Annotated in this window: 33 protein-coding genes; 9 read left to right on the forward strand and 24 right to left on the reverse strand. The window is 44.4% G+C overall.

Annotated features, from left to right (window positions below):
* Positions 1 to 135 precede the first annotated feature (135 nt).
* Genes QZ371_RS08360 through QZ371_RS08445 form a run of 18 tightly spaced genes read right to left on the reverse strand, consistent with a single transcriptional unit; the run spans position 136 to position 7,928 of the window.
* The gene (locus tag QZ371_RS08360; protein WP_295211647.1) at positions 136 to 522 is read right to left on the reverse strand and encodes a hypothetical protein; all 387 of its coding nucleotides are present in this window, start codon (positions 520 to 522) and stop codon (positions 136 to 138) included.
* Complete coding sequence (locus tag QZ371_RS08365) at positions 515 to 784, reverse strand: hypothetical protein (RefSeq protein ID WP_295211649.1); 270 nt, start codon at positions 782 to 784, stop codon at positions 515 to 517. Before QZ371_RS08365 ends, QZ371_RS08360 begins: the two co-directional genes overlap by 8 nt.
* Positions 785 to 786: 2 nt before the next feature.
* A complete protein-coding gene (locus QZ371_RS08370) occupies positions 787 to 1,005 on the reverse strand; it encodes a hypothetical protein (protein ID WP_295211650.1) in 219 nt (72 codons plus the stop codon).
* Positions 992 to 1,354 (reverse strand): hypothetical protein, encoded by a 363-nt coding sequence (locus QZ371_RS08375; RefSeq protein ID WP_295211652.1) that lies wholly within the window; start codon positions 1,352 to 1,354, stop codon positions 992 to 994. Before QZ371_RS08375 ends, QZ371_RS08370 begins: the two co-directional genes overlap by 14 nt.
* Positions 1,341 to 2,162 (reverse strand): DUF4373 domain-containing protein, encoded by an 822-nt coding sequence (locus QZ371_RS08380; protein WP_295211654.1) that lies wholly within the window; start codon positions 2,160 to 2,162, stop codon positions 1,341 to 1,343. Before QZ371_RS08380 ends, QZ371_RS08375 begins: the two co-directional genes overlap by 14 nt.
* A 19-nt stretch (positions 2,163 to 2,181) precedes the next feature.
* Positions 2,182 to 2,652, reverse strand: coding sequence for a single-stranded DNA-binding protein (ssb, locus tag QZ371_RS08385; protein WP_295211656.1), 471 nt, complete (start codon positions 2,650 to 2,652; stop codon positions 2,182 to 2,184).
* Positions 2,624 to 2,815: a hypothetical protein gene (locus QZ371_RS08390; protein WP_295211657.1), complete on the reverse strand. Its 192-nt coding sequence runs from the start codon at positions 2,813 to 2,815 to the stop codon at positions 2,624 to 2,626. The genes ssb and QZ371_RS08390 overlap by 29 nt, the downstream gene beginning before the upstream one ends.
* On the reverse strand, positions 2,799 to 3,659 hold the full coding sequence (locus QZ371_RS08395) for a recombinase RecT (protein ID WP_295211658.1): 861 nt from the start codon (positions 3,657 to 3,659) through the stop codon (positions 2,799 to 2,801). Before QZ371_RS08395 ends, QZ371_RS08390 begins: the two co-directional genes overlap by 17 nt.
* A gap of 14 nt (positions 3,660 to 3,673) precedes the next feature.
* A complete protein-coding gene (locus QZ371_RS08400) occupies positions 3,674 to 4,486 on the reverse strand; it encodes a DUF1351 domain-containing protein (protein WP_295211660.1) in 813 nt (270 codons plus the stop codon).
* A 14-nt stretch (positions 4,487 to 4,500) separates the two neighbouring features.
* Complete coding sequence (locus QZ371_RS08405; RefSeq protein ID WP_295211662.1) at positions 4,501 to 5,163, reverse strand: YqaJ viral recombinase family protein; 663 nt, start codon at positions 5,161 to 5,163, stop codon at positions 4,501 to 4,503.
* The gene (locus tag QZ371_RS08410; protein ID WP_295211663.1) at positions 5,153 to 5,560 is read right to left on the reverse strand and encodes a hypothetical protein; all 408 of its coding nucleotides are present in this window, start codon (positions 5,558 to 5,560) and stop codon (positions 5,153 to 5,155) included. The genes QZ371_RS08405 and QZ371_RS08410 overlap by 11 nt, the downstream gene beginning before the upstream one ends.
* Complete coding sequence (locus QZ371_RS08415; protein ID WP_295211664.1) at positions 5,529 to 6,131, reverse strand: hypothetical protein; 603 nt, start codon at positions 6,129 to 6,131, stop codon at positions 5,529 to 5,531. Before QZ371_RS08415 ends, QZ371_RS08410 begins: the two co-directional genes overlap by 32 nt.
* Positions 6,124 to 6,432, reverse strand: a complete 309-nt coding sequence (locus tag QZ371_RS08420; RefSeq protein ID WP_295211665.1) for a hypothetical protein — start codon at positions 6,430 to 6,432, stop codon at positions 6,124 to 6,126. Before QZ371_RS08420 ends, QZ371_RS08415 begins: the two co-directional genes overlap by 8 nt.
* On the reverse strand, positions 6,407 to 7,138 hold the full coding sequence (locus QZ371_RS08425; protein ID WP_295211666.1) for a DNA cytosine methyltransferase: 732 nt from the start codon (positions 7,136 to 7,138) through the stop codon (positions 6,407 to 6,409). Before QZ371_RS08425 ends, QZ371_RS08420 begins: the two co-directional genes overlap by 26 nt.
* On the reverse strand, positions 7,116 to 7,268 hold the full coding sequence (locus QZ371_RS08430) for a hypothetical protein (protein ID WP_295211667.1): 153 nt from the start codon (positions 7,266 to 7,268) through the stop codon (positions 7,116 to 7,118). The genes QZ371_RS08425 and QZ371_RS08430 overlap by 23 nt, the downstream gene beginning before the upstream one ends.
* Positions 7,268 to 7,477, reverse strand: coding sequence for a hypothetical protein (locus QZ371_RS08435; RefSeq protein WP_295211669.1), 210 nt, complete (start codon positions 7,475 to 7,477; stop codon positions 7,268 to 7,270). Before QZ371_RS08435 ends, QZ371_RS08430 begins: the two co-directional genes overlap by 1 nt.
* A gap of 34 nt (positions 7,478 to 7,511) precedes the next feature.
* Positions 7,512 to 7,736 (reverse strand): hypothetical protein, encoded by a 225-nt coding sequence (locus QZ371_RS08440; RefSeq protein WP_022288316.1) that lies wholly within the window; start codon positions 7,734 to 7,736, stop codon positions 7,512 to 7,514.
* A gap of 48 nt (positions 7,737 to 7,784) precedes the next feature.
* Positions 7,785 to 7,928, reverse strand: a complete 144-nt coding sequence (locus QZ371_RS08445; protein ID WP_295211671.1) for a hypothetical protein — start codon at positions 7,926 to 7,928, stop codon at positions 7,785 to 7,787.
* 71 nt (positions 7,929 to 7,999) lie between these two features.
* Between QZ371_RS08445 and QZ371_RS08450 the strand changes: the two genes are divergently transcribed.
* Both QZ371_RS08450 and QZ371_RS08455 read left to right on the forward strand, forming a co-directional pair.
* Positions 8,000 to 8,503 (forward strand): hypothetical protein, encoded by a 504-nt coding sequence (locus QZ371_RS08450; RefSeq protein WP_295211672.1) that lies wholly within the window; start codon positions 8,000 to 8,002, stop codon positions 8,501 to 8,503.
* Between the two features lie 202 nt (positions 8,504 to 8,705).
* Positions 8,706 to 9,020 carry a hypothetical protein gene (locus tag QZ371_RS08455; RefSeq protein ID WP_256320309.1) on the forward strand — a complete coding sequence of 105 codons (315 nt, stop codon included), beginning with the start codon at positions 8,706 to 8,708 and terminating at the stop codon, positions 9,018 to 9,020.
* Here the strand turns inward: QZ371_RS08455 and QZ371_RS08460 are convergent.
* Positions 8,998 to 9,204 (reverse strand): hypothetical protein, encoded by a 207-nt coding sequence (locus tag QZ371_RS08460; protein WP_178185299.1) that lies wholly within the window; start codon positions 9,202 to 9,204, stop codon positions 8,998 to 9,000. The two genes, QZ371_RS08455 and QZ371_RS08460, sit on opposite strands and share 23 nt — an antisense overlap.
* Before the next feature lie 96 nt (positions 9,205 to 9,300).
* Between QZ371_RS08460 and QZ371_RS08465 the strand changes: the two genes are divergently transcribed.
* Positions 9,301 to 9,651: a hypothetical protein gene (locus tag QZ371_RS08465; protein ID WP_295211675.1), complete on the forward strand. Its 351-nt coding sequence runs from the start codon at positions 9,301 to 9,303 to the stop codon at positions 9,649 to 9,651.
* Here QZ371_RS08465 and QZ371_RS08470 read toward each other — a convergent pair.
* Complete coding sequence (locus QZ371_RS08470; protein ID WP_295211676.1) at positions 9,648 to 9,836, reverse strand: hypothetical protein; 189 nt, start codon at positions 9,834 to 9,836, stop codon at positions 9,648 to 9,650. The two genes, QZ371_RS08465 and QZ371_RS08470, sit on opposite strands and share 4 nt — an antisense overlap.
* 48 nt (positions 9,837 to 9,884) lie before the next feature.
* Entirely contained in the window at positions 9,885 to 10,091 is a 207-nt protein-coding gene (locus QZ371_RS08475) for a helix-turn-helix transcriptional regulator (protein ID WP_022288312.1), read from the reverse strand.
* Between the two features lie 173 nt (positions 10,092 to 10,264).
* On the opposite strand from QZ371_RS08475, the gene QZ371_RS08480 reads away from it, so the two are divergent.
* The 4 genes from QZ371_RS08480 (at position 10,265) to QZ371_RS08495 (ending at position 13,660) form a co-directional block, all read left to right on the forward strand.
* Positions 10,265 to 10,930: a LexA family transcriptional regulator gene (locus QZ371_RS08480; RefSeq protein ID WP_215649196.1), complete on the forward strand. Its 666-nt coding sequence runs from the start codon at positions 10,265 to 10,267 to the stop codon at positions 10,928 to 10,930.
* A gap of 155 nt (positions 10,931 to 11,085) precedes the next feature.
* Entirely contained in the window at positions 11,086 to 11,478 is a 393-nt protein-coding gene (locus tag QZ371_RS08485) for a TM2 domain-containing protein (protein ID WP_295211678.1), read from the forward strand.
* A gap of 166 nt (positions 11,479 to 11,644) precedes the next feature.
* Positions 11,645 to 13,102, forward strand: a complete 1,458-nt coding sequence (locus tag QZ371_RS08490; RefSeq protein WP_295211680.1) for a recombinase family protein — start codon at positions 11,645 to 11,647, stop codon at positions 13,100 to 13,102.
* A gap of 39 nt (positions 13,103 to 13,141) precedes the next feature.
* Entirely contained in the window at positions 13,142 to 13,660 is a 519-nt protein-coding gene (locus tag QZ371_RS08495) for a manganese catalase family protein (protein WP_295211682.1), read from the forward strand.
* A 61-nt stretch (positions 13,661 to 13,721) separates the two neighbouring features.
* Here the strand turns inward: QZ371_RS08495 and QZ371_RS08500 are convergent, their stop codons facing one another.
* On the reverse strand, positions 13,722 to 14,384 hold the full coding sequence (locus QZ371_RS08500) for a VTT domain-containing protein (RefSeq protein ID WP_295211683.1): 663 nt from the start codon (positions 14,382 to 14,384) through the stop codon (positions 13,722 to 13,724).
* 375 nt (positions 14,385 to 14,759) lie between these two features.
* On the opposite strand from QZ371_RS08500, the gene QZ371_RS08505 reads away from it, so the two are divergent.
* Together QZ371_RS08505 and QZ371_RS08510 are read left to right on the forward strand one after the other, a co-directional pair.
* The gene (locus QZ371_RS08505) at positions 14,760 to 14,942 is read left to right on the forward strand and encodes a hypothetical protein (RefSeq protein WP_295211684.1); all 183 of its coding nucleotides are present in this window, start codon (positions 14,760 to 14,762) and stop codon (positions 14,940 to 14,942) included.
* 98 nt (positions 14,943 to 15,040) lie between these two features.
* Entirely contained in the window at positions 15,041 to 15,490 is a 450-nt protein-coding gene (locus QZ371_RS08510; RefSeq protein WP_295211685.1) for a hypothetical protein, read from the forward strand.
* A 68-nt stretch (positions 15,491 to 15,558) separates the two neighbouring features.
* On the opposite strand, the gene QZ371_RS08515 is transcribed toward QZ371_RS08510, so the two are convergent.
* Both QZ371_RS08515 and QZ371_RS08520 read right to left on the reverse strand, forming a co-directional pair.
* Entirely contained in the window at positions 15,559 to 16,527 is a 969-nt protein-coding gene (locus tag QZ371_RS08515; RefSeq protein WP_295211687.1) for a hypothetical protein, read from the reverse strand.
* Positions 16,528 to 16,557: 30 nt separating this feature from the next.
* Complete coding sequence (locus QZ371_RS08520; RefSeq protein ID WP_295211688.1) at positions 16,558 to 17,406, reverse strand: putative RNA methyltransferase; 849 nt, start codon at positions 17,404 to 17,406, stop codon at positions 16,558 to 16,560.
* Positions 17,407 to 17,509 lie beyond the last annotated feature (103 nt).

Below are 17,509 nucleotides of genomic sequence, written 5' to 3' on the forward strand. Positions count from 1 at the left end.
CGCTCACGTTCTGCATAGCCCCTTACGGGGCTTAGAAAATTGGAGGTGACTTCAATGAAAGTACAAGTCTGAGGTACATCTACACTTTCCTCAGTTTAAATTATAACATAGGTAAAACGAACAGAGCGAACAAGTTTAAGCATTTTGCAAAAATCTTTTGACCGCCATTCTACAGCCGTCCGCTGTACCTCCGACCTTGTGTCCTATCTGTATCCAAGTCAATCCCTTTACAAACCTGAGTACAAATATCTTCCTCATTTGTCTATCCTCTATCCCCTTGATAAACTCCTCCACAGCCCTCTGCTCACGCTCTAGCCGTGCCTGTTCGCACAGTAGTGAAAGTGTATCACCGCTTGGCAGAAAGCCATCTATGCGTGTGCTGTGTGGTGTGTAGGACGGCGGAGTGCATACGCTGATACTGTCGGCAACGTACTTGCCTGAAAGCTCTGCCTTGATGTCCTCAATGGCTGAGGCGTTCCTGCGGTAGGCTTTCAGGCGTGGCATGGTCATTGGGTCAGCCATTAGCAACACCGTCCATTCTTGCACCACAGTTAGGGCAGTAATTTATCTCACCGTATGGATACTGAGCTATAAAGTGAATGATTTCACAATTACTGCATCTAAGCTGATTAGGTGTGTTTGTATTCTCCCATGTTCCACGCTTCACAGGCTGCACGTCTGCGGTAGGCACTGCTGCCATTACATCTAACAGTTCAGACAGTGTAATGCCTAGTTTAACGCTTATAATTTCTGCTGCATTAACAGCTTCGATGTATCTTGCCATTGTTATACCTCCTCAAACTCAGGACACTCCGTCACAGTATACGAGTGTATCATACCGCCCTTTTGAGCTTCATACAGTCTGTGCTGACACGTCCTCCAACCCTCAACAGGTCTGTGGTATATGGACCATGCACAGCCTGTGAGGTATTCTCCTGTTATCTTATCCTTTGTCGGTACTGCGTGGCGACAGTACCAGCAGAGGGTGTGGTCAGTGTGTTTCACTCTCAATAATGACCTCCACCCCCTCGCCCCCGTCATAAACGAACTCGTCCCTAAACCCCGCAATGAAGTTGTTATTATCGTTCTTCAACCGTCCCGACTTCTGCAAAGCGTCAAGAATAAACTTCTTTGCAAATGCCACATTGTCCTTATCACGCCGACTGTTTGGTTCATGCCAGATAAATGTTATGTGTACAGGCGATGTTATCAAGAAATGCTGTGCATTTAAAATGATCATGATGTCACGTTCAACAGATTTCTTAAAATTCGCTCCCCCGTATCGGTTGCCCCTGCACTTGTCTATGTACTCATTAAGTGACGGCAGCCTGAACGGTATCTTAATGCTTATCATTTTTCAGCACCTCGCTCAGATCATAGTGCATAGCAAATTCTTCATAATCGTCAAGATCATATGAGTTCTCTTGGTCCGCTGAAACACCATTCAGCTTTCCGTCCTTCTCTGCCCACTCTTGGATAGTCTTGAATGGATCTCTGCAAAGCTTTCCGCTTCTCTGCTGCCAATCAATGATCTTATCTATATATTTGTCAACAGACGCAGACGAAGACATTTCGCAAAGCTCTGAATACTGTTCCTGTGATAAGCCAAGGGGCTTTTTTGATACCTGTGCAGTCGACATATATTCAGTTAAGTTATGTTTAGTTAAGTTCTGTTCTGTTGTGTCATTTTTGCTTACACTTTTATGGTTTTTGTTTGCATTTTTGCCGTTTTTGCTTACAGTTTCTGAATTTTGGGCACAGTTTATCAAAAGGTAAGCGTTTTCGATTTTTGCATTGGTACGTCTTTTCATATAATCCGCCCAGCTTTGCTGTATCCATTCAGAGGTCAGGATACCGTACCTCTGATACAGATCAGCATCGAAAACATTTTCCTTTATCAATCGGTTCACTATTTCAAAGACAAACCCTTTACCTGCCCCTATCTTCTTGGCAAACAAAGAACCCACCTTATCATCCCAACGGCAGTAATATCCCTCGTTACCGCCGAATATCTTTTGCCACAGCTTTATCACCACAGCAAAGCCCTTGAGTCCATAATCAGCCTCAATAAGTTCAAGACTGTCACAGACCTCATCAGAAAAATACTTGTGATATGAATCACTCGTAGGAAGCAAAAATGCAGGCATACATTTTGCTTTCATATATCTCTCCCTTTAGTTTCTAAAACGGTATACCGTCATCGCTTAGTACATCTTCAAAATCGGAAAGGTCACCGATAGATAATGCGTCTGCCGCAGGAGCGGTGTTTCTGTTGTTCTGCTGATGACTACCTTTTGAATGGTTATCTGGATAGCTGTCTGTACCCTGTTGTTTGGGTTCACCTGTGAATGATACATTGTCAACATTAACATCTGTCGTATAATGCTTCACGCCGTTCTTATCTTCATAAGAGCCTGTCCTCAGCTGTCCCTCAAGAGCTATCATTCTGCCCTTTGAGAAGTACTTGCCGATAAATTCAGCGGTCTGTCGCCAGACAACGCAGGTGATAAAATCGGTCTGTCTTTCCTCGCCCTGCTTAGCGTATCCTCTGTCAACAGCTATGCTGAAACGCAGTACGCTCACGCCGCTTTGGGTCTGCTCAATTTCAAGATCATGGGTTATCCTACCCATTAAAACAACTCTGTTGAGCATCGTTTGCCTCCTCTGTTATCTTTTTCAGCCTTTGCACCTGAGCACACAGGCGGCGTTTGAAATTGTCGCTTGGCTCGCCGCCGTTTGCTCTAAGCTCAAGAGCGGTATCCCGCATAAGCTTGATAACGCCCTTGATGTTGTCAGCCTCAGTTCTCAGATCCATTTTCGCCGCCCATTATTGCCTCGAAATCATCTTCGGGAACATTTGAGGTCGCCGTGTCAATGGGGTCTTCCGTCACCTGCGTTGCCCCTGTGGGTGCATCAACATAATCAACAGAACCGTCCTGACTGATAACACCCATATCGTTTGTAACTGCTGTCTGAAGGTCAATGCTCATTATGCCCCACTTGCTGATAAGCTGTCTGAGCATAGTCTTGCAAGCCATTGCGTCAAAGTCCTTTTCCCAGAAGGTGTAACCCTTGTGTGCCTTGTAACCCATTGAATACTTTTCAGCGTGGCTCACCATTTTCTGCTTGCTCCAGTAGATAGCCTTCTTAAAGCCGTTTGTGTACTCGAACATTGCATAGTAACCGATAGTTTCGGCACTTTCTCTTACTGCCTCATCATCTATGAGTCTGACCTCTATCTCCTCATCAAGAGGGTCAAAGCTGATAAGCTCTCCTTCTTTGATAGGCAGAACGTTGAGCTTTTTGTACTGTCCAGAACGTATGGCAAGCTGTATGTATCCCTTGTAACCTAGCTGGAACTGTGCCACCTTTCTGCCGATCTTGTGGTCGTTGAAAGGCACAAGATAATACTGTCCAAGCTGAGGGGAAGGCGAAAGGTCCAGCCCCTCGCCCAGCAGACCTGCCGACACCACTGTGCTTGCGTCACACTCCTGCAAAGCAGGATTATTGCTTACGGCTGATGTTATTGCTGTCACGAACCTTGCAGCCTTTTTCGGGTCGCCAAGGGTGTTGTTTATCATACGCTTATAGCCGTCCGAATTTATCACCGCCGTAAATTTCGGTTTCTGTGCTTTTGTCAAGCTGTTTGCTACTGCCATTTTGATTACCTCCGTTATTTTACTGTTTCAAATCTGATGTTCGCAGCTATCATATAGTCTCTCAGAGCGATAAGCTCGCTGCGTGTGCAAGTCACTCTGAATGTTCCTGTGAGCATAGGTTCTTCCTGTGGCATAGGGTGAGTTACTTTGACGTTCACGCTGTCAAGTGCCGCCTGCTTTTCTACCCTGTGCTTGTCCTCACGCCTTTCCTGCTCCCTTCGTTCAAGCATTGCGGCATAAGCAAGAGTGTGTGCCTTATCCTTAGTTTCTTTGAAATGCTGTTCGATAGCCGTATATACCGCAGAGCTTTCATAGAGCTTTTTTATCTCTGCGTAATCATCAACTATTCTTTGCACATTGCCTGCGATCTCGTCTTTCAGGTTATCGGCTTTCATCGTAGCGTTGCCCCACTTGGGATTTAATACGTCCTCAAACTTGACAAAATCAAGAGTATTGACCTTGCCGAAGAACTCTTTCAGCTCCTCATATTTCTTTTGCTTTTTCACCTCATCAAAAGCCTTTATCTGCTTGTCTATGGCAAGTATCGGGGCATCTATAAGGAAAACAAGCTCCTTGCACTGTTTTTCGAGAGGATTGTAAAGTCCAAGCACCTGCTTTTTTATCTCTTTTCTCCTGTCCTCAACAGCTGTTTTGAGCTTGTTGAGCTTTGCCTTATCGGATTTTGCGTCCTTAATGCTGTCCTCTGTCACAACAAGGCTGTTGTAATAGTCAAGCTTTGGTGCAAGCTCGGTTTTGAGCTGCTCAAGGTTCTCTATCTGCTGAGGGATAGTCACCTGAACGTCTTTCAAGATAAGTTCCATTGACATTGTTTTTACTCCTTTCATATTTCCGGCAATATCTGCGGCGGACGTTTATCCTGCCGCACACATTCCATAAACCGCTGTTCTTCGCTGATAAGAAAAGCTATATCGTCCTTTACCTCTTCACGCTCGATGAAATAGTGCCTTATGGCAGCTCTCAGAACACCGTCACGGTAGTAACGTATATACACTTTAAGCACGGCAAAGTCCCACCCTGTGGCTGCAAGCTGGTGGAGCAGCTGCGTATAATAGCTTTCGGGGAGCTTAGGCTCGTGGTCAGCTGTTTCCCAGTCGTCCCATTGGTTTGGGTTCTGAATGGTCGTGGTCTTTATTTCAAGTATCCCACGTCTGCCTTTTTCGTCTGTAAGCTCACCGTCAAGGGTCGCAAAGATGAAAGGGCAGATGTCATTGCAATACATATAGAACTCGTGATAGTCCACCTTGTACTGCGGATAGTCCTGCTTGAAAAGCTCTCTGAGAGGTCCTTCGGCGAACTTGCCGAACTTCACCGCAGGCTTGTCCGAAATATCTTCGGTTATGTACCGACCTGTCTTTTCCTCCCACAGCTGAACGTTGGACTTATACTTGTTGACGCCCAAAACGCAGCCTGCCTCACTTCCACCGATACCCTGCTTTTGGCGGAGCTTGAGCCATTCCTCTCGGCTTGTTGGTTTAAGTATCATTCCCCTCACCGCCTTTCCCTAACCTCGCAAGCTCCTTTTTCACCTCAAGCATTACCCGATATGACTGCCCCAGGTCAAAAGCCTTTTGCTCGTTATCATCCATACGTTCGTAAATTTCCAGTATCAGCTCGCAAGCCTTGTAAGCTCTTTGAGACTCTTGACAAATCTGCTCTTTTGTGCTATCATCAAGGTGTGTTGAATTGGTATCTTTTGATACCACCTCCGAGCTTGTGCCTGTTGCAGCAGGTGCAAGCTCGTTTTCTTTTATGTAGCGTGCAAGATATCCGCCGCATCTATAGATTTTTTTGCTAAGCGGACATTGTCCACAGTTCATATCTGCACTAGTGCAAATCTCTACCACCTTTTCAAACTCCTCTTTTGTCATCATCGGTATCATCTTTATCCTCCTTTTCGAAATGTATCTTTATAACATCTACCATTGCAAGGTATTCTTTGGCATATTTACTATCGCCGTGTGTGCTTTTTACTTTTTCCGTAAACTCATCAAGGTTGCCTTTAAAGCAACCACACACAACGCCAATACCGCCATTTTTGCACTTAAAAAATGTGGTATTTCGCCAGCAAGAGCCAAGTCCTTTAGTGCAAACATAATCAGCATTGCCGCAGACCCTAGCATTGCCGCAGACCTCAGCATCGCCGCAGACCCTAGCATTGCCGTAGACCCTAGCATTGCCGTAGACCCAAGCATTGCCGTAGACCCTAGCATTGCCGCAGACCTCAGCATTGCCGCAGACCCTAGCATTGCCGTAGACCTCAGCATCGCCGTAGACCCTAGCATTGCCGTAGACCCAAGCATCGCCGTCCTGACTGAGGTTTTTTTCGCTTTCTACGTATCCACCTAGCTCACCAACTTCAACATTTCCAAACGATATCAAAGCTTTTATGCGGAACAACTTTTTGCCAAAGTGTATTATGGTATCCGTTGTCAGTTCATATTTCTTATCCATCATTATCCTCCTTTATCTTTATCGGCTGTACGCTCATATACTGCCTGCCGTCATAGTCCATCTTCTTCACAGGTTCAAGCCCCTTATCCCTCAGCGACCTTGCGGCATCGCCAAGCCCTCTGTCGAAGTCCTCACGGGTCTTGTAGAATGCACATCTGCGGCAGTAATCTCTCGTTGGCGTTACTGTCAGCGCACCACACTCGTCAGACTTGACATTTGAATGGAACACGCAAAGGCTTACCGCTCCACTGCCGTTGTCAAGGGGCTTGTCCCTCTTAAAAACCTCTCTCATCACTATCATCGTTATCCTCCTTAATATTTCCCCATTGTTCAGCCATTGCAAAAGCAATACCTTTAAACGTTTTGCTCCTTACCTTAGCACGATCTTTGCCAGAATGACGTGTTTCTTCCCATGTGCGTGATTTACCATTAGAATATCGTCCAAACAGCTTGCCATTATCAGGCTTGTCCCCTGTATATGTTGGTCGTAGGACAGGCAGCCCCTTTAGCCATAAACACGTCGCCTTTGTGACAAACTGTTCTGAGTCTTCCGGTCCGTTTGAAAACATATATGGGTGAATTATTTGATCTGCCTTTCTGAATACAGTATTCATACGCCCTATAGGGTTTTCCACTGCAATTTTCGGTGCGTTCGCCGACACAATCTGCATAAAAAATACTATTGATTCTTCACGGTGTTTCATACGCTCGACCACCTTTTCAGCAGGTGTGCATTTCAAACTATAGTGGCGTGTAGCCACGTTGGTCAGGTATGTACACGGTGGGTGTGCGATAATCATATCCCATGTTTCAACAGTATGCTGCTTGCCGTCACAGGTGAAGAAATCGGTATTGCCATTGATAATATCCAAAACATCATTGCAAATATGCCATTCAGGGTGACCGCCTGAACACATCTGAATATCGCAGCTGTACGCTTCGTGTCCTTTCGCACGGAACGCTTTGCAGACCTCTTGAGATTCCTCACAGGCTATCAGAACTTTCATCGTCTTCGTCCTCCTCGTTTTCAAAACGTTTCTCCCAGTGCTTTTCAATGGCACCAAGTGCTATGTACATCACTACATCTATCCCTGCAAGCGCAGCTATTGTTATCAGCAGTATTCCTACAATGTTCATTACCACTTTCCTTTCATTTCAACTTCGACCTTGACCACAGGTCTTGCAGTTTCCTTCATTGCCTTCTCCAGTTCCTCACGGATTGCGGTTTCGGCTGTCTCTTTGATATTGCGATACAGCCCGTAGACCGCCAGTGCAACCAGTGCCACACACAGTGCTATGGCTGACACATATCTGATGATCTCCAGCGTTGTTATCAGGTTGTTCATTTTCTCACGTCCTTTCATTTTAACGTCCTGTGTTTTAAGCTATCCACTCAGGGTGTTCAGTTCTTGCCGTTTCACAAAGCTTATCCCAGAGCGATGGGTCACGCCCGACCATATCCTGCAAAGCTCCTGCAAGCTTGCGTCCGATACTGTCCGCAGCCGCCTGCCGCTCCTGCTCCGTGCAATCGTCCCAAAGCTTGTAACTCTTGCCGCCGTCGAACGAAACGTGCCTTATGACCTTTAAAGGCGGATATTTCGGCATTTTTATCACCTCCTACTCAATTCTATTGGATATCGGGGTTGTACTATGCTAGACAAGCTCCTCAATAACGGCAATATTCTCGCCCTCTGAGCGGTCAACAAGGTCCATAGCCTCGCCTGCCGTCTTTGCCGTGACTGTTACCAGCCTTACGCTGCTGAACGTGTCTGTCAGCTTAATTTTGTAGTGTTTCATTTTTGTACCTCCTTGAAAAATCTAACTTCTTGTGGTATAATGTAGAAAATCATACGAAAGGATTTTCTTTAATGCACGAAACCATAATCTCAGCTATCATTACAAGTATTACCTCTATCATCACAGCAACAATAACTTCATTATTGACCCTCAAATTAAGCAATAAAAAGAATGATGACAAACTCAATTCGTTATCGGATAAGCGACTTTTTAAATCAAGACAACTTAGCGATTTCTACATACCCTTTTATAGACTATACGTTCAAAACGTTTTCCCTGAAAGCGATGTAACTAAAATGCTTCCGGAAACTGCAACTACATTTTTAAAGCTTTTTGAAAAGCACGTTGACCTTATGGAGCATGGCTCTCAAGAACTTGTTAAGCCGTTTCAAATTGCCTATTATGGTTGGAAGAAGTACGACTATGATCGCACACTTTCTTTTGATTTTGGAAAATCATTCTTATTACTTACGGATCAACTTTTTGAAGAATACTCCCAGCTTTGTACTGAATTAGAATTGCCATTACCCGCAAAGGCAAATTATCTCTATAAAGAGAGTGATGATGATCAATAGCTGAACGAATATGATAAATTCAAAAAATCTGAATTTTTTGCTTACTTTTGCATAAAGAAATATGCAACATATTGCTGTAAAAAACAATATGCAATTCATAAAGATTACTTTTATTCTCCTCACCCCCTCTTCAATCATTTGTTGCATTTTCTCCTCAGTTGTGATATAATGGCTATATCTTACAAAGAAAGGAGGCAAACTTATGAATATTACAAAGGATTCTGAAAAGGTCATTTGTTACATATACAAAATGTACCTTGAACGCCGTAAAAATGGTGAATCAAAGGCTGAATCACGTCGTTTTGAAATTGACTTTTATAAAAGCGATAAAGACTTATCAAAATGGTATGACAGCGACATTTCAGATTGCATATTGGAACTCGCAAGAAATGGATACATCAAAGTTTACATTGGCGGAGATTTTGATATTCTCGATCAGACCATTGTGTATATGGAAAACCGATTTAAAAACGGTCTTTCCGATGTACTTGACCTTATTTCAAAATTTGTCCCTTGATCTTATCACCTGAATTTTCAGGTGATCTTTTTTTGCCATTGACGTAAAAGTCCTCAGATATAGTCAATGACCAAGCACCATTAAATTCAAGCTTAAAGTACGATACATCTGACATATCTTTTCCGTTGACTTTTAATTCTCCTTTTTCAACGTCTAAACTGAGTGTTGAAAGATTTTCGTTCATTCTTATCACCCCCCTCTTTTTCTGTCCGTTTTATCGTTGAAATCTCCGTTTCTGTGTGATATAATTGGAATATCAAACAGGAAAGGAGGAATACTTATGACTTATGGGGAATTAACGAATTTTACATATGGTGAACTGGAATGTCTAACTTATGAAGAATTGTCTATGCCGATGAAAGATTTACTGCATAAGCTTGTTGATGAAAACAGACCTATTCCTGTAAGCTTTTATAACAAGCTGTGCGATTTGTGTGACGAAATTAATGGTGGCACTATTGAAGTACCGGTTCAAAATGCCAATATAACTTCGCAAATCAAAAAGCCTATTAATTTAGGTAAATCTTTCATAAAAGTGTTTATTGAGATTGCAACACTATGGCAATGTATCGACTTCGTTTCCAAAAAGTTTCAAGATTTATATGAATTGTTTTCAGATTATTTGAATTAAGACAATTCTAAGACAAGACAAATAATGATCAGCACACACGCTGTGAATGTTATTCCGTTTTCAAAAGCCCTGAGTATCTCTTTAACTTTGGGCTTTTCTTTTGCTATCATGATCATTGCAAGCCACGAAAGACTTATTGACAATACAACAACAAATATTATACTGAAAGTAATTGTGGCTATCATCCACACTTCCCCTCACCCCCTCCTTAATCACTTGTTGCATTATGCAACTCACTGAGTAAAAAAATATTTGCCGAACTCTCCAGCATCAATGTGGAGCAAGTGTGACAGTTTCTCAGCCTCGTCCAGGTCAAACGGACGAACATTGTTTATTTTCTGATTAGCTGTAGGTTGAGCTATGTTTAAACAATGTGCAACGTCAGCTTGGGTCAGTTCAAGCTCCTTCATTCTACCCTTGATCTTATTCGTGTTTACCATATGCCAGCCTCCTTTCTTGTTGCATTATGCAACTTACTGCATTATCATAATAGCACATAACTTTTCACTTGTCAATAGCATTTTGCAACATTTTTTTATTTTTTTCAAAAAAGCTATTGCATTATGCAATTTAATGTGATATAATCATTATAACGAAAGCAGGTGAGCAAGATTTGAATACCGTAGAAATTGGAAATAGAATAAAAGCTGCAAGAGAAGAAAAAGGACTTACACAAGAAGAACTTGGTATCCGTCTTGGATTGAACAAATCAACTATCCAAAGATATGAGGCAGGAAAAATTCTCAGAATAAAATTACCTGTTCTTGAATCAATCGCTATTGAGTTGAATGTTAATCCTGAATATCTTGCATTAAAAACTGATGATCCTAGCCCTAAACATTCTTCTCATATTATAGACTCCAACGCAACCATACTCCCGCAAGACAACGTACATATAATACCTATATATGAGAGCGTGTCGGCTGGTTTTGGTGCTTATGCTGACGATTATGTTGTAGGCTATATGCCGCTTTATATCGTCAGCGAGGAAGAAGCTAAGAATACAATGTGCATTGTCGTTTCGGGGGACAGTATGTATCCGAAGATAGAGAACGGCGACAAGATACAAGTATTAAGGCAGGACTGGGCTGAGGACGGACAGGTAGTTGTTGCCCTTATCGACGGCGAAAACGGCGTCGTGAAGAAAATCAAGTATTCTGATGACAAGATAACCCTTGTATCATTCAATCCCGAATATCAGCCGAGAGAGTTTGTCGGTGCAGAAAGAGACCGCATAAGAATACTCGGCATTGTAAAAACAGTTATAAAATCCTTATAATAAAAAAAATCCCCGTCAGCACCGCAAATACTGACAGGGATAGCACACAGAATTTTCTCCTGCATGATTACAAATACATTATATCACCAATTTAAGGCATTGTAAATGATTTCAATAAATTGTTTACAAATGTCGATTTATAGGGAGGAAAAATTATGACTTGTCCAAATTGTAAAGGTGAAAACGCACCAGGCGTGGCAGTATGTGAATATTGTGGTCACGAACTTCCGCAGCCACAGAAAATTGATAACCACGTTGAGCATAACAGCAATATCGTTCAAAATATTACATACGTTACAAATGTCCGACAGGTAACGCCAAGAGCTCCTGAAAAACGATACAGCCCAAAAAGCAAAAGAACAGCCACCATACTATGCTTACTGACCTTTTTAGGCTTTGGCGGTTTGAATAGATTCTATGTTGGAAAAATCGGTACAGGAATATTATATTTACTCACGATCGGTGGTTTCTTTATCGGAACAATATTCGACCTTGTAAAACTCTCAAAAGGTACATTCACCGATTCAAAAGGACTGGTATTAAAATAAAAAAATCTCGCCCCCAAGTGCTACCAACACTCAGAGGCGAGCAGAGCGGATACTACCAATATCAGCTCAGAACGAACAAAACCCAATCACCACAAAAGGGCTTATTCTGCCCTTTTATTATACTGCATATTATTAAATATGTCAAGAAAATAGGAGGAAAAAATCAATGAAGATCGCAGCGGCTTACGTTCGTGTTTCGACTGAAGAGCAAACAGAGCTGTCCCCTGACAGCCAGGTCAAGCTCATTCGTGAATACGCCAAGAAAAACGGCTATATCGTGCCGAAAGAATTTATCTTCCACGATGACGGCATTTCGGGACGTTCCACCGCCAAGCGGCAGGGTTTTAATCAGATGATCGGCACAGCAAAGCTCAAGCCAAAACCCTTTGACGCTATACTGCTGTGGAAATTCAGTCGTTTTGCCCGCAATCGTGAAGACAGTATCGTCTATAAATCAATGCTCCGCAAACTTGGTATCGACGTCATTTCTATCTCCGAGAATGTAGGTGACGACAAAATGTCCGTGCTTATCGAGGCTATGATAGAAGCAATGGACGAGTATTACAGCATTAACCTTGCCGAAGAAGTCAAGCGTGGTATGACAGAGAAGTTCGGGCGTGGTCTGAAAGTTTCGGGGCCACCGCTGGGCTATGATATGAAGAACGGCGAATTTGTGGTCAATGAGCAGGGGGCCGAGATCGTCCGCCGCATTTTCGATATGTACGTCAACCAAGATATGGGCTACCTCAATATCGCCCGTGAGCTGAACGCTGAGGGCATACGCACCCTGCATGGCAATGATTTTGAGACCCGCACTATCGCTTACATCATCAAAAATCCCGTCTATATCGGTATGCAGCGTTGGACGCCCGGAGGAGGTGGCTCAAAGGGTCACTACCGCTCTGTTGCAGCCGAGAACGTTGTTGTAACGCAAGCTCACCACCCTGCCATTATCGACAAGGAGCTTTTTGAAAAGGCTCAACAGAAAGCCGCAAAGGCTCGCAGACCATACGAACGCAGTGGCTCCACCAAGCACGAGTATATGCTCAGAGGCTTACTGAAATGCAGTTCCTGTGGCTCAAACCTCACAATGGGGTCGATCAAAAGCGGCACTCTGCAATGCTATCAGTACGCTCACGGGCGGTGTAAGGAGTCCCATGCTATTACTATCGGTAAGATAGACAAGGCGGTCATAGAGGACATACAGGGGCTTGTGGACGGCACAGCGACCGATTACAAGCTTGTTGACCAGTCCCCTGTCAAGCCGAAGAAAGACACATCCAAGTTTGAGACACAGCTTGAACGAGAGCGAATGAAGCTTGAACGAGTGAAGGCGGCATATGCAGACGGCATTGACACGCTGGAGGAATACAAACGCAACAAGTCGGAAGTCCTCGCCAGCATTGCAGAGCTGGAAAGCAAGCTCCGCCAAGCAAAGCCGCCCAAGCCACAGCCCACAGCCGACCGCCTGCCTGATCTGAAAGTCATGGCACAGGAAGTCCTCAAGGTCATAACCTCGCCTAATGCCACACCTGTGGAAAAGAACAACGCCCTTCGGAGTATTGTTGACAAAGTTGTCTTTGACCGCAAAACGTCAAGCATTGAAATGTATTACCTGTGTTGAAACGGCGTATTTAGGCGGTTTTAGACTGGGTATAACTTTTTGAAGTCTGGTGGCCCCGATGGCGAACTAGGCGCAGCCCTGCGCTATCTCAACCAGCGTTATACCGCCCCCTGCCGTGAAGTCCAGGCAATACTCAACGATATCGGCACCGAGGAACTCGCCCATATGGAAATGATCGGCACGATAATCTACCAGCTGACCAGAAATCTCTCGATGAAAGAGATCAAGGAAAGCGGCTTTGATACCTATTTCGCCGACCATACCACAGGCGTCTACCCTATCGCAGCCTCGGGCGTGCCCTTCACCGCCGAGACCTTCCAATGCACAGGCGACGCTATCGCCGATATCCACGAGGATCTCGCCGCCGAGCAGAAAGCTCGCCTCACCTATGACAATATCCTCCGCCTTGCCGATGACCCCGACGTCCGTGACCCGATAAAATTTCTCCGTGAGCGTGAGATCGTCCATTACCAGCGCTTCGGCGAAGGTCTGCGGCTTATCCAAGATATGCTCGACAGCAAAAATTTCTATGCCTTCAACCCCAGCTTCGATAAATAATAACAAAAGCGGATCGCAATTTTGCAGTCCGCTTTTTTGTACATATTAAAAATCTTCCTTATCAAGCTCCTTGCCGCTCTTGCTGACCTTTTTTGTTCAGCAGCAGCGAGAACGCCAGCGTCGCCACGATCAGCGCAACCATTACTATCACCGACTTGACCGTCAAATGCTTTAGCTGCGCACCGATGTACGTCTGCACCAGCATTTCAGGCATAACGCCCAGCAGCGAACCCAGCAGATACGGCCTGTATGGCATTCTCAGCGCCCCGTGTATCATCGAGACCACGTCCCCTGGCACGACCACCACTGCCCTTGAAATGTATGAAGCGAACAAGTTGTTGTCGTGACCATAATTGACCATTTTCTGCACTTTCGGATACCGCCGCTCGACCACCCTTATAAGATCGCCGCCCGATATCCTGCCCACAAGGTACGGTATCGTGAAACACACCGCAAGCCCTGCAATGTTCAGCACAACCGCCACGCCGAATGGATATATCGCACCGATGGACACGAACAGCGCCGTCAGCGGAAACACCACCGATAGCGACTTCAACGCATAAAACCCAAGAAAGACCAGCGCCGCAAGCCACAAATTGTCAGGACAATAGCTGAGGATATCGCTGAAATCGTGCTCTTTCAGAAAGAAAATACAGCAAATTATTATCACGATCGTCAGCAGAAACGGCACGAACCGCCCGTATTTTCGCACAAATCTGTTCATATCCACCGCAGCACCACCCTTCCAAGCGTTTTTGTTACTGATATTATAACATAAACGCCACCAAAAATCAATTAAGATTAAATGAAAACTCTGTTAGTGCCTTGTCACTTTGCACTAAAATACGACCCACTCCTCCAAAGCCAGCGCAAATATGCGCTTTCAGATACATAAATCCGTACAATATAGTGCACAACTGCTGATGTTCAAAGTCGAAATTCGATGAATTTTGTATAAAGTGCCGTCAATTATTGTATAAATATTTAATATTTATGCTGAATATATTTAATAGATTTAATTTGTGTATAATTACTATTGCAATGTTTTCATAAAAATGGTATAATAATGCTATAAACTACAAAATAAGGGGTAATTTTTATGAGGTATTCGGTTTACAACAAAAAAATGCGCAAACTCGTCTTTGAAACTGACAGCCTTGACGAGGCGGAAAAATACGCCAGACGTGAAATAACCAAGTCAAGGCGCCACGCCATTTACGACTGCGACCTTAAAACGTTCGATATGAAAGAGATACGAAAGGCGGCGAGATCGCCGAAATAATTCCCATAAAATTTTTTTCGCCAGCGGTTTTAATTCGCTCGTTTCTGTGCATTTTAATAGTATAAATACAAATATTGAAAAAGATCGGCGGTGAAAATGTGGCGCAAAAGGCTTACAATTTACTTAAAATACTTACGCTCTTCTCTGTTGGCGCAATTTGCTATGGCTTTATGGAAATTTTAAATAGAGGCTATTCCCACATAACAATGGGTGTGCTAGGTGGCGCTTCCCTGCTGGTGATACACATTCTCAATGGTGAGCGCAAAAAAGGCCTGCGGCTGTGGCTCGTGCTGGGGATATCCGCACTTTTCATTACGTCTATCGAGTTCCTTTCAGGGGAATATCTCAACCGCTTTCTCGGTCTCGGCATATGGAGCTATGAGGAAATGCCGCTGAATTTCGACGGGCAGATATGCCTGCCCTTTGCTTTTTTGTGGTTCGGGCTATCCTATATCGGCGTTCTTGCGGACAATTTTCTGCGCAGGCGCATTTTCAAAGAGCAGAGCATTAAGACAATCAAACAAGATAAGCTCCCAGCCGCAGTATAAATACAATAGTACAATAAAACGGACTGACTGTCATCATAACAGCAGTCCGTTTTTTTTACAATTTAATCTTAGTCTTTTGTGTACCACTTTTTCAGCACTTGCTCGCCAAGCTTGCCATATACCGTGAAATCACGGTTTTCCTTTGCCTTTTCGATAGGCGGCAAAATAGCCTTCCAATCCCACCAGAAATATCCGCAGAACCAGTCGATATCCCAAGTGGCTTCCATTGCCGAGTCATAGAAGTCAGCCTGCTCCTGCTCGTCAAGGGGTTTGTCAAGTCTGTCGTGGAAATCCCAAGGGTACTGGGTGCAGCCCTCTTCATTTCGCACGCCGATCTCGGCGAACATCAGCGGCTTGCCGAAATGCTGATGCGCCTTTTCAAGAGACTTTACCACCTCAGCCCAACGGCTGCGCATTGCGTCTTTGCCCCTGTTTACGCCGTCTGTAACTGGATAGTAGCCCGAAATGCCGATAACGTCAACATCGCCCAGCCAGTCAAAACGCTCCTCATCGCCGTGATTTATGTTGTGCATAACAATGCCGCTGTAAACCTTTCTCACCTCGGCGATAAGCGCCTTGCACCTCTTTGACTGCTTGTCCATTCCTGCCATTTCGCAGCCCGTGCATATCATTTCACAGCCCAGCTTTTCCGCCAGCTTTGCGTAATGTATCATAAACGCCGTGTACGACCTGAACCACTTGTCCCAATATTCAGGGTTCTCAGGCGGAAAATCAATTCTCGCTCTCCAAGAATGGTCAAGGCAATCCACCATTGGCTTTAGGCAGACTTTCAGTCCCAATGACTTCGCCTTCTTCACAGCGCAAGCGATATCCTCGTCCGACTGCGTTCTCTCGTAATCACCGAAAACTCTCGTGCTTGCAAAGCTCTCCTGCCAAGCATTCGCAGGAATACATATCCAGTTCAGCCCGTTTGAAGCCAGTCGCTCCATTGACTTTTCAGCCGCCTCAGTCTGAAAATCCCCTCTCTTTGAGAAAAATCCCCAAGTGTAACCCTTGCAGCAAATATCTTTATTCATTAAAAAACCTCTCTTCTATGTGTGGCGCATTTAAACACCTTTATTTGTAAATACCCTTATGGAAAATCCGCAGGTCAGCTCCAGCCTGTCAACATTTTCAAGCCGTTTCACCGCTTGCTCAGGCGTTTTGTAAAAATAGGGCGTCATCGCAAACAGGTTCATAATATCCTCGTTGCTCTCCAGCGTGACGGGATATTCAAACACGATCTCCTCGCCCTCGTCGAATTTATTCAGTCCGTATACATTCGGCTTGTTCTCATAAGGCTGATCGTAAAGCACTTCCTTCAGCTCAAAAAGGTGCCTCGACGACGGAGATACCACTACGAGCTTTCCACCTGCTTTCAAAACTCTCGCATACTCGTCGTTAGATACAGGCGCAAATGTGCACACCACAAGATCAGCAAAACCGTCGATAAAAGGCAGCTCAAAAGACGAAGCCACCGCAAAATCGCAGTTTTCCACCCCAGCTGTGTGAACTCTCGTCATACAATGTGCAACAGCCGCCTTTGAAATATCTATCCCGTAAAAATGCGCCGAGCCGATCGTCTTAGCATAGTTCACAGTAAAAAACCCCTCGCCGCAGCCGCTGTCGATAATATTCGGCGCTTTTACACCCTCGACAAGCTGTGCCATAACCTCAGCAATCTTTTGCGCCAAAGGCAGATAATAATTCCTGTCGAGAAAATCCGTCCTCGCCTTCACCATTTCAGCGTTATCACCGGCGTTTTTAGGATTACGCCCCCTTGTGGTCAAAAGGTTCACATAGCCCTTTCTCGCAACGTCAAAGCTATGCCCATTCTGACAATGCCAGACGTTATCAAGCCTTTTCAATCTCTTTTTGCATATCGGACAAACATACATATAAATCACCTTGAACATTATAACACCTTGGTATGTTTTTTACAATGGATAATTTATTAATTTGCCCCTTTTGCGCCTATCCCCCTTGTCAAAATTGCGGAAATAGGTTATAATATAAAGG

Source organism: Ruminococcus sp. (assembly GCF_019423705.1).
Lineage (GTDB): Bacteria > Bacillota > Clostridia > Oscillospirales > Ruminococcaceae > Hominimerdicola.

What these genes read in the sequence shown, in the direction of transcription:
- QZ371_RS08400 (WP_295211660.1), bottom strand. Translation starts at nt 4,486, where the DNA reads ATGTCAATGGAACTTATCTTGAAAGACGTTCAGGTGACTATCCCTCAG.
- QZ371_RS08435 (WP_295211669.1), bottom strand. Translation starts at nt 7,477, where the DNA reads ATGAACAACCTGATAACAACGCTGGAGATCATCAGATATGTGTCAGCC.
- ssb (WP_295211656.1), bottom strand. Translation starts at nt 2,652, where the DNA reads ATGCTCAACAGAGTTGTTTTAATGGGTAGGATAACCCATGATCTTGAA.
- QZ371_RS08460 (WP_178185299.1), bottom strand. Translation starts at nt 9,204, where the DNA reads ATGAACGAAAATCTTTCAACACTCAGTTTAGACGTTGAAAAAGGAGAA.
- QZ371_RS08420 (WP_295211665.1), bottom strand. Translation starts at nt 6,432, where the DNA reads ATGATAGTGATGAGAGAGGTTTTTAAGAGGGACAAGCCCCTTGACAAC.
- QZ371_RS08515 (WP_295211687.1), bottom strand. Translation starts at nt 16,527, where the DNA reads ATGAATAAAGATATTTGCTGCAAGGGTTACACTTGGGGATTTTTCTCA.
- QZ371_RS08375 (WP_295211652.1), bottom strand. Translation starts at nt 1,354, where the DNA reads ATGATAAGCATTAAGATACCGTTCAGGCTGCCGTCACTTAATGAGTAC.
- QZ371_RS08415 (WP_295211664.1), bottom strand. Translation starts at nt 6,131, where the DNA reads ATGGATAAGAAATATGAACTGACAACGGATACCATAATACACTTTGGC.
- QZ371_RS08470 (WP_295211676.1), bottom strand. Translation starts at nt 9,836, where the DNA reads ATGATAGCCACAATTACTTTCAGTATAATATTTGTTGTTGTATTGTCA.
- QZ371_RS08425 (WP_295211666.1), bottom strand. Translation starts at nt 7,138, where the DNA reads ATGAAAGTTCTGATAGCCTGTGAGGAATCTCAAGAGGTCTGCAAAGCG.
- QZ371_RS08360 (WP_295211647.1), bottom strand. Translation starts at nt 522, where the DNA reads ATGGCTGACCCAATGACCATGCCACGCCTGAAAGCCTACCGCAGGAAC.
- QZ371_RS08485 (WP_295211678.1), top strand. Translation starts at nt 11,086, where the DNA reads ATGACTTGTCCAAATTGTAAAGGTGAAAACGCACCAGGCGTGGCAGTA.
- QZ371_RS08440 (WP_022288316.1), bottom strand. Translation starts at nt 7,736, where the DNA reads ATGCCGAAATATCCGCCTTTAAAGGTCATAAGGCACGTTTCGTTCGAC.
- QZ371_RS08380 (WP_295211654.1), bottom strand. Translation starts at nt 2,162, where the DNA reads ATGAAAGCAAAATGTATGCCTGCATTTTTGCTTCCTACGAGTGATTCA.
- QZ371_RS08450 (WP_295211672.1), top strand. Translation starts at nt 8,000, where the DNA reads ATGCACGAAACCATAATCTCAGCTATCATTACAAGTATTACCTCTATC.
- QZ371_RS08465 (WP_295211675.1), top strand. Translation starts at nt 9,301, where the DNA reads ATGACTTATGGGGAATTAACGAATTTTACATATGGTGAACTGGAATGT.
- QZ371_RS08365 (WP_295211649.1), bottom strand. Translation starts at nt 784, where the DNA reads ATGGCAAGATACATCGAAGCTGTTAATGCAGCAGAAATTATAAGCGTT.
- QZ371_RS08475 (WP_022288312.1), bottom strand. Translation starts at nt 10,091, where the DNA reads ATGGTAAACACGAATAAGATCAAGGGTAGAATGAAGGAGCTTGAACTG.
- QZ371_RS08405 (WP_295211662.1), bottom strand. Translation starts at nt 5,163, where the DNA reads ATGATACTTAAACCAACAAGCCGAGAGGAATGGCTCAAGCTCCGCCAA.
- QZ371_RS08390 (WP_295211657.1), bottom strand. Translation starts at nt 2,815, where the DNA reads ATGGATCTGAGAACTGAGGCTGACAACATCAAGGGCGTTATCAAGCTT.
- QZ371_RS08445 (WP_295211671.1), bottom strand. Translation starts at nt 7,928, where the DNA reads ATGAAACACTACAAAATTAAGCTGACAGACACGTTCAGCAGCGTAAGG.
- QZ371_RS08455 (WP_256320309.1), top strand. Translation starts at nt 8,706, where the DNA reads ATGAATATTACAAAGGATTCTGAAAAGGTCATTTGTTACATATACAAA.
- QZ371_RS08430 (WP_295211667.1), bottom strand. Translation starts at nt 7,268, where the DNA reads ATGAACATTGTAGGAATACTGCTGATAACAATAGCTGCGCTTGCAGGG.
- QZ371_RS08490 (WP_295211680.1), top strand. Translation starts at nt 11,645, where the DNA reads ATGAAGATCGCAGCGGCTTACGTTCGTGTTTCGACTGAAGAGCAAACA.
- QZ371_RS08500 (WP_295211683.1), bottom strand. Translation starts at nt 14,384, where the DNA reads ATGAACAGATTTGTGCGAAAATACGGGCGGTTCGTGCCGTTTCTGCTG.
- QZ371_RS08520 (WP_295211688.1), bottom strand. Translation starts at nt 17,406, where the DNA reads ATGTTCAAGGTGATTTATATGTATGTTTGTCCGATATGCAAAAAGAGA.
- QZ371_RS08505 (WP_295211684.1), top strand. Translation starts at nt 14,760, where the DNA reads ATGAGGTATTCGGTTTACAACAAAAAAATGCGCAAACTCGTCTTTGAA.
- QZ371_RS08410 (WP_295211663.1), bottom strand. Translation starts at nt 5,560, where the DNA reads ATGATACCGATGATGACAAAAGAGGAGTTTGAAAAGGTGGTAGAGATT.
- QZ371_RS08395 (WP_295211658.1), bottom strand. Translation starts at nt 3,659, where the DNA reads ATGGCAGTAGCAAACAGCTTGACAAAAGCACAGAAACCGAAATTTACG.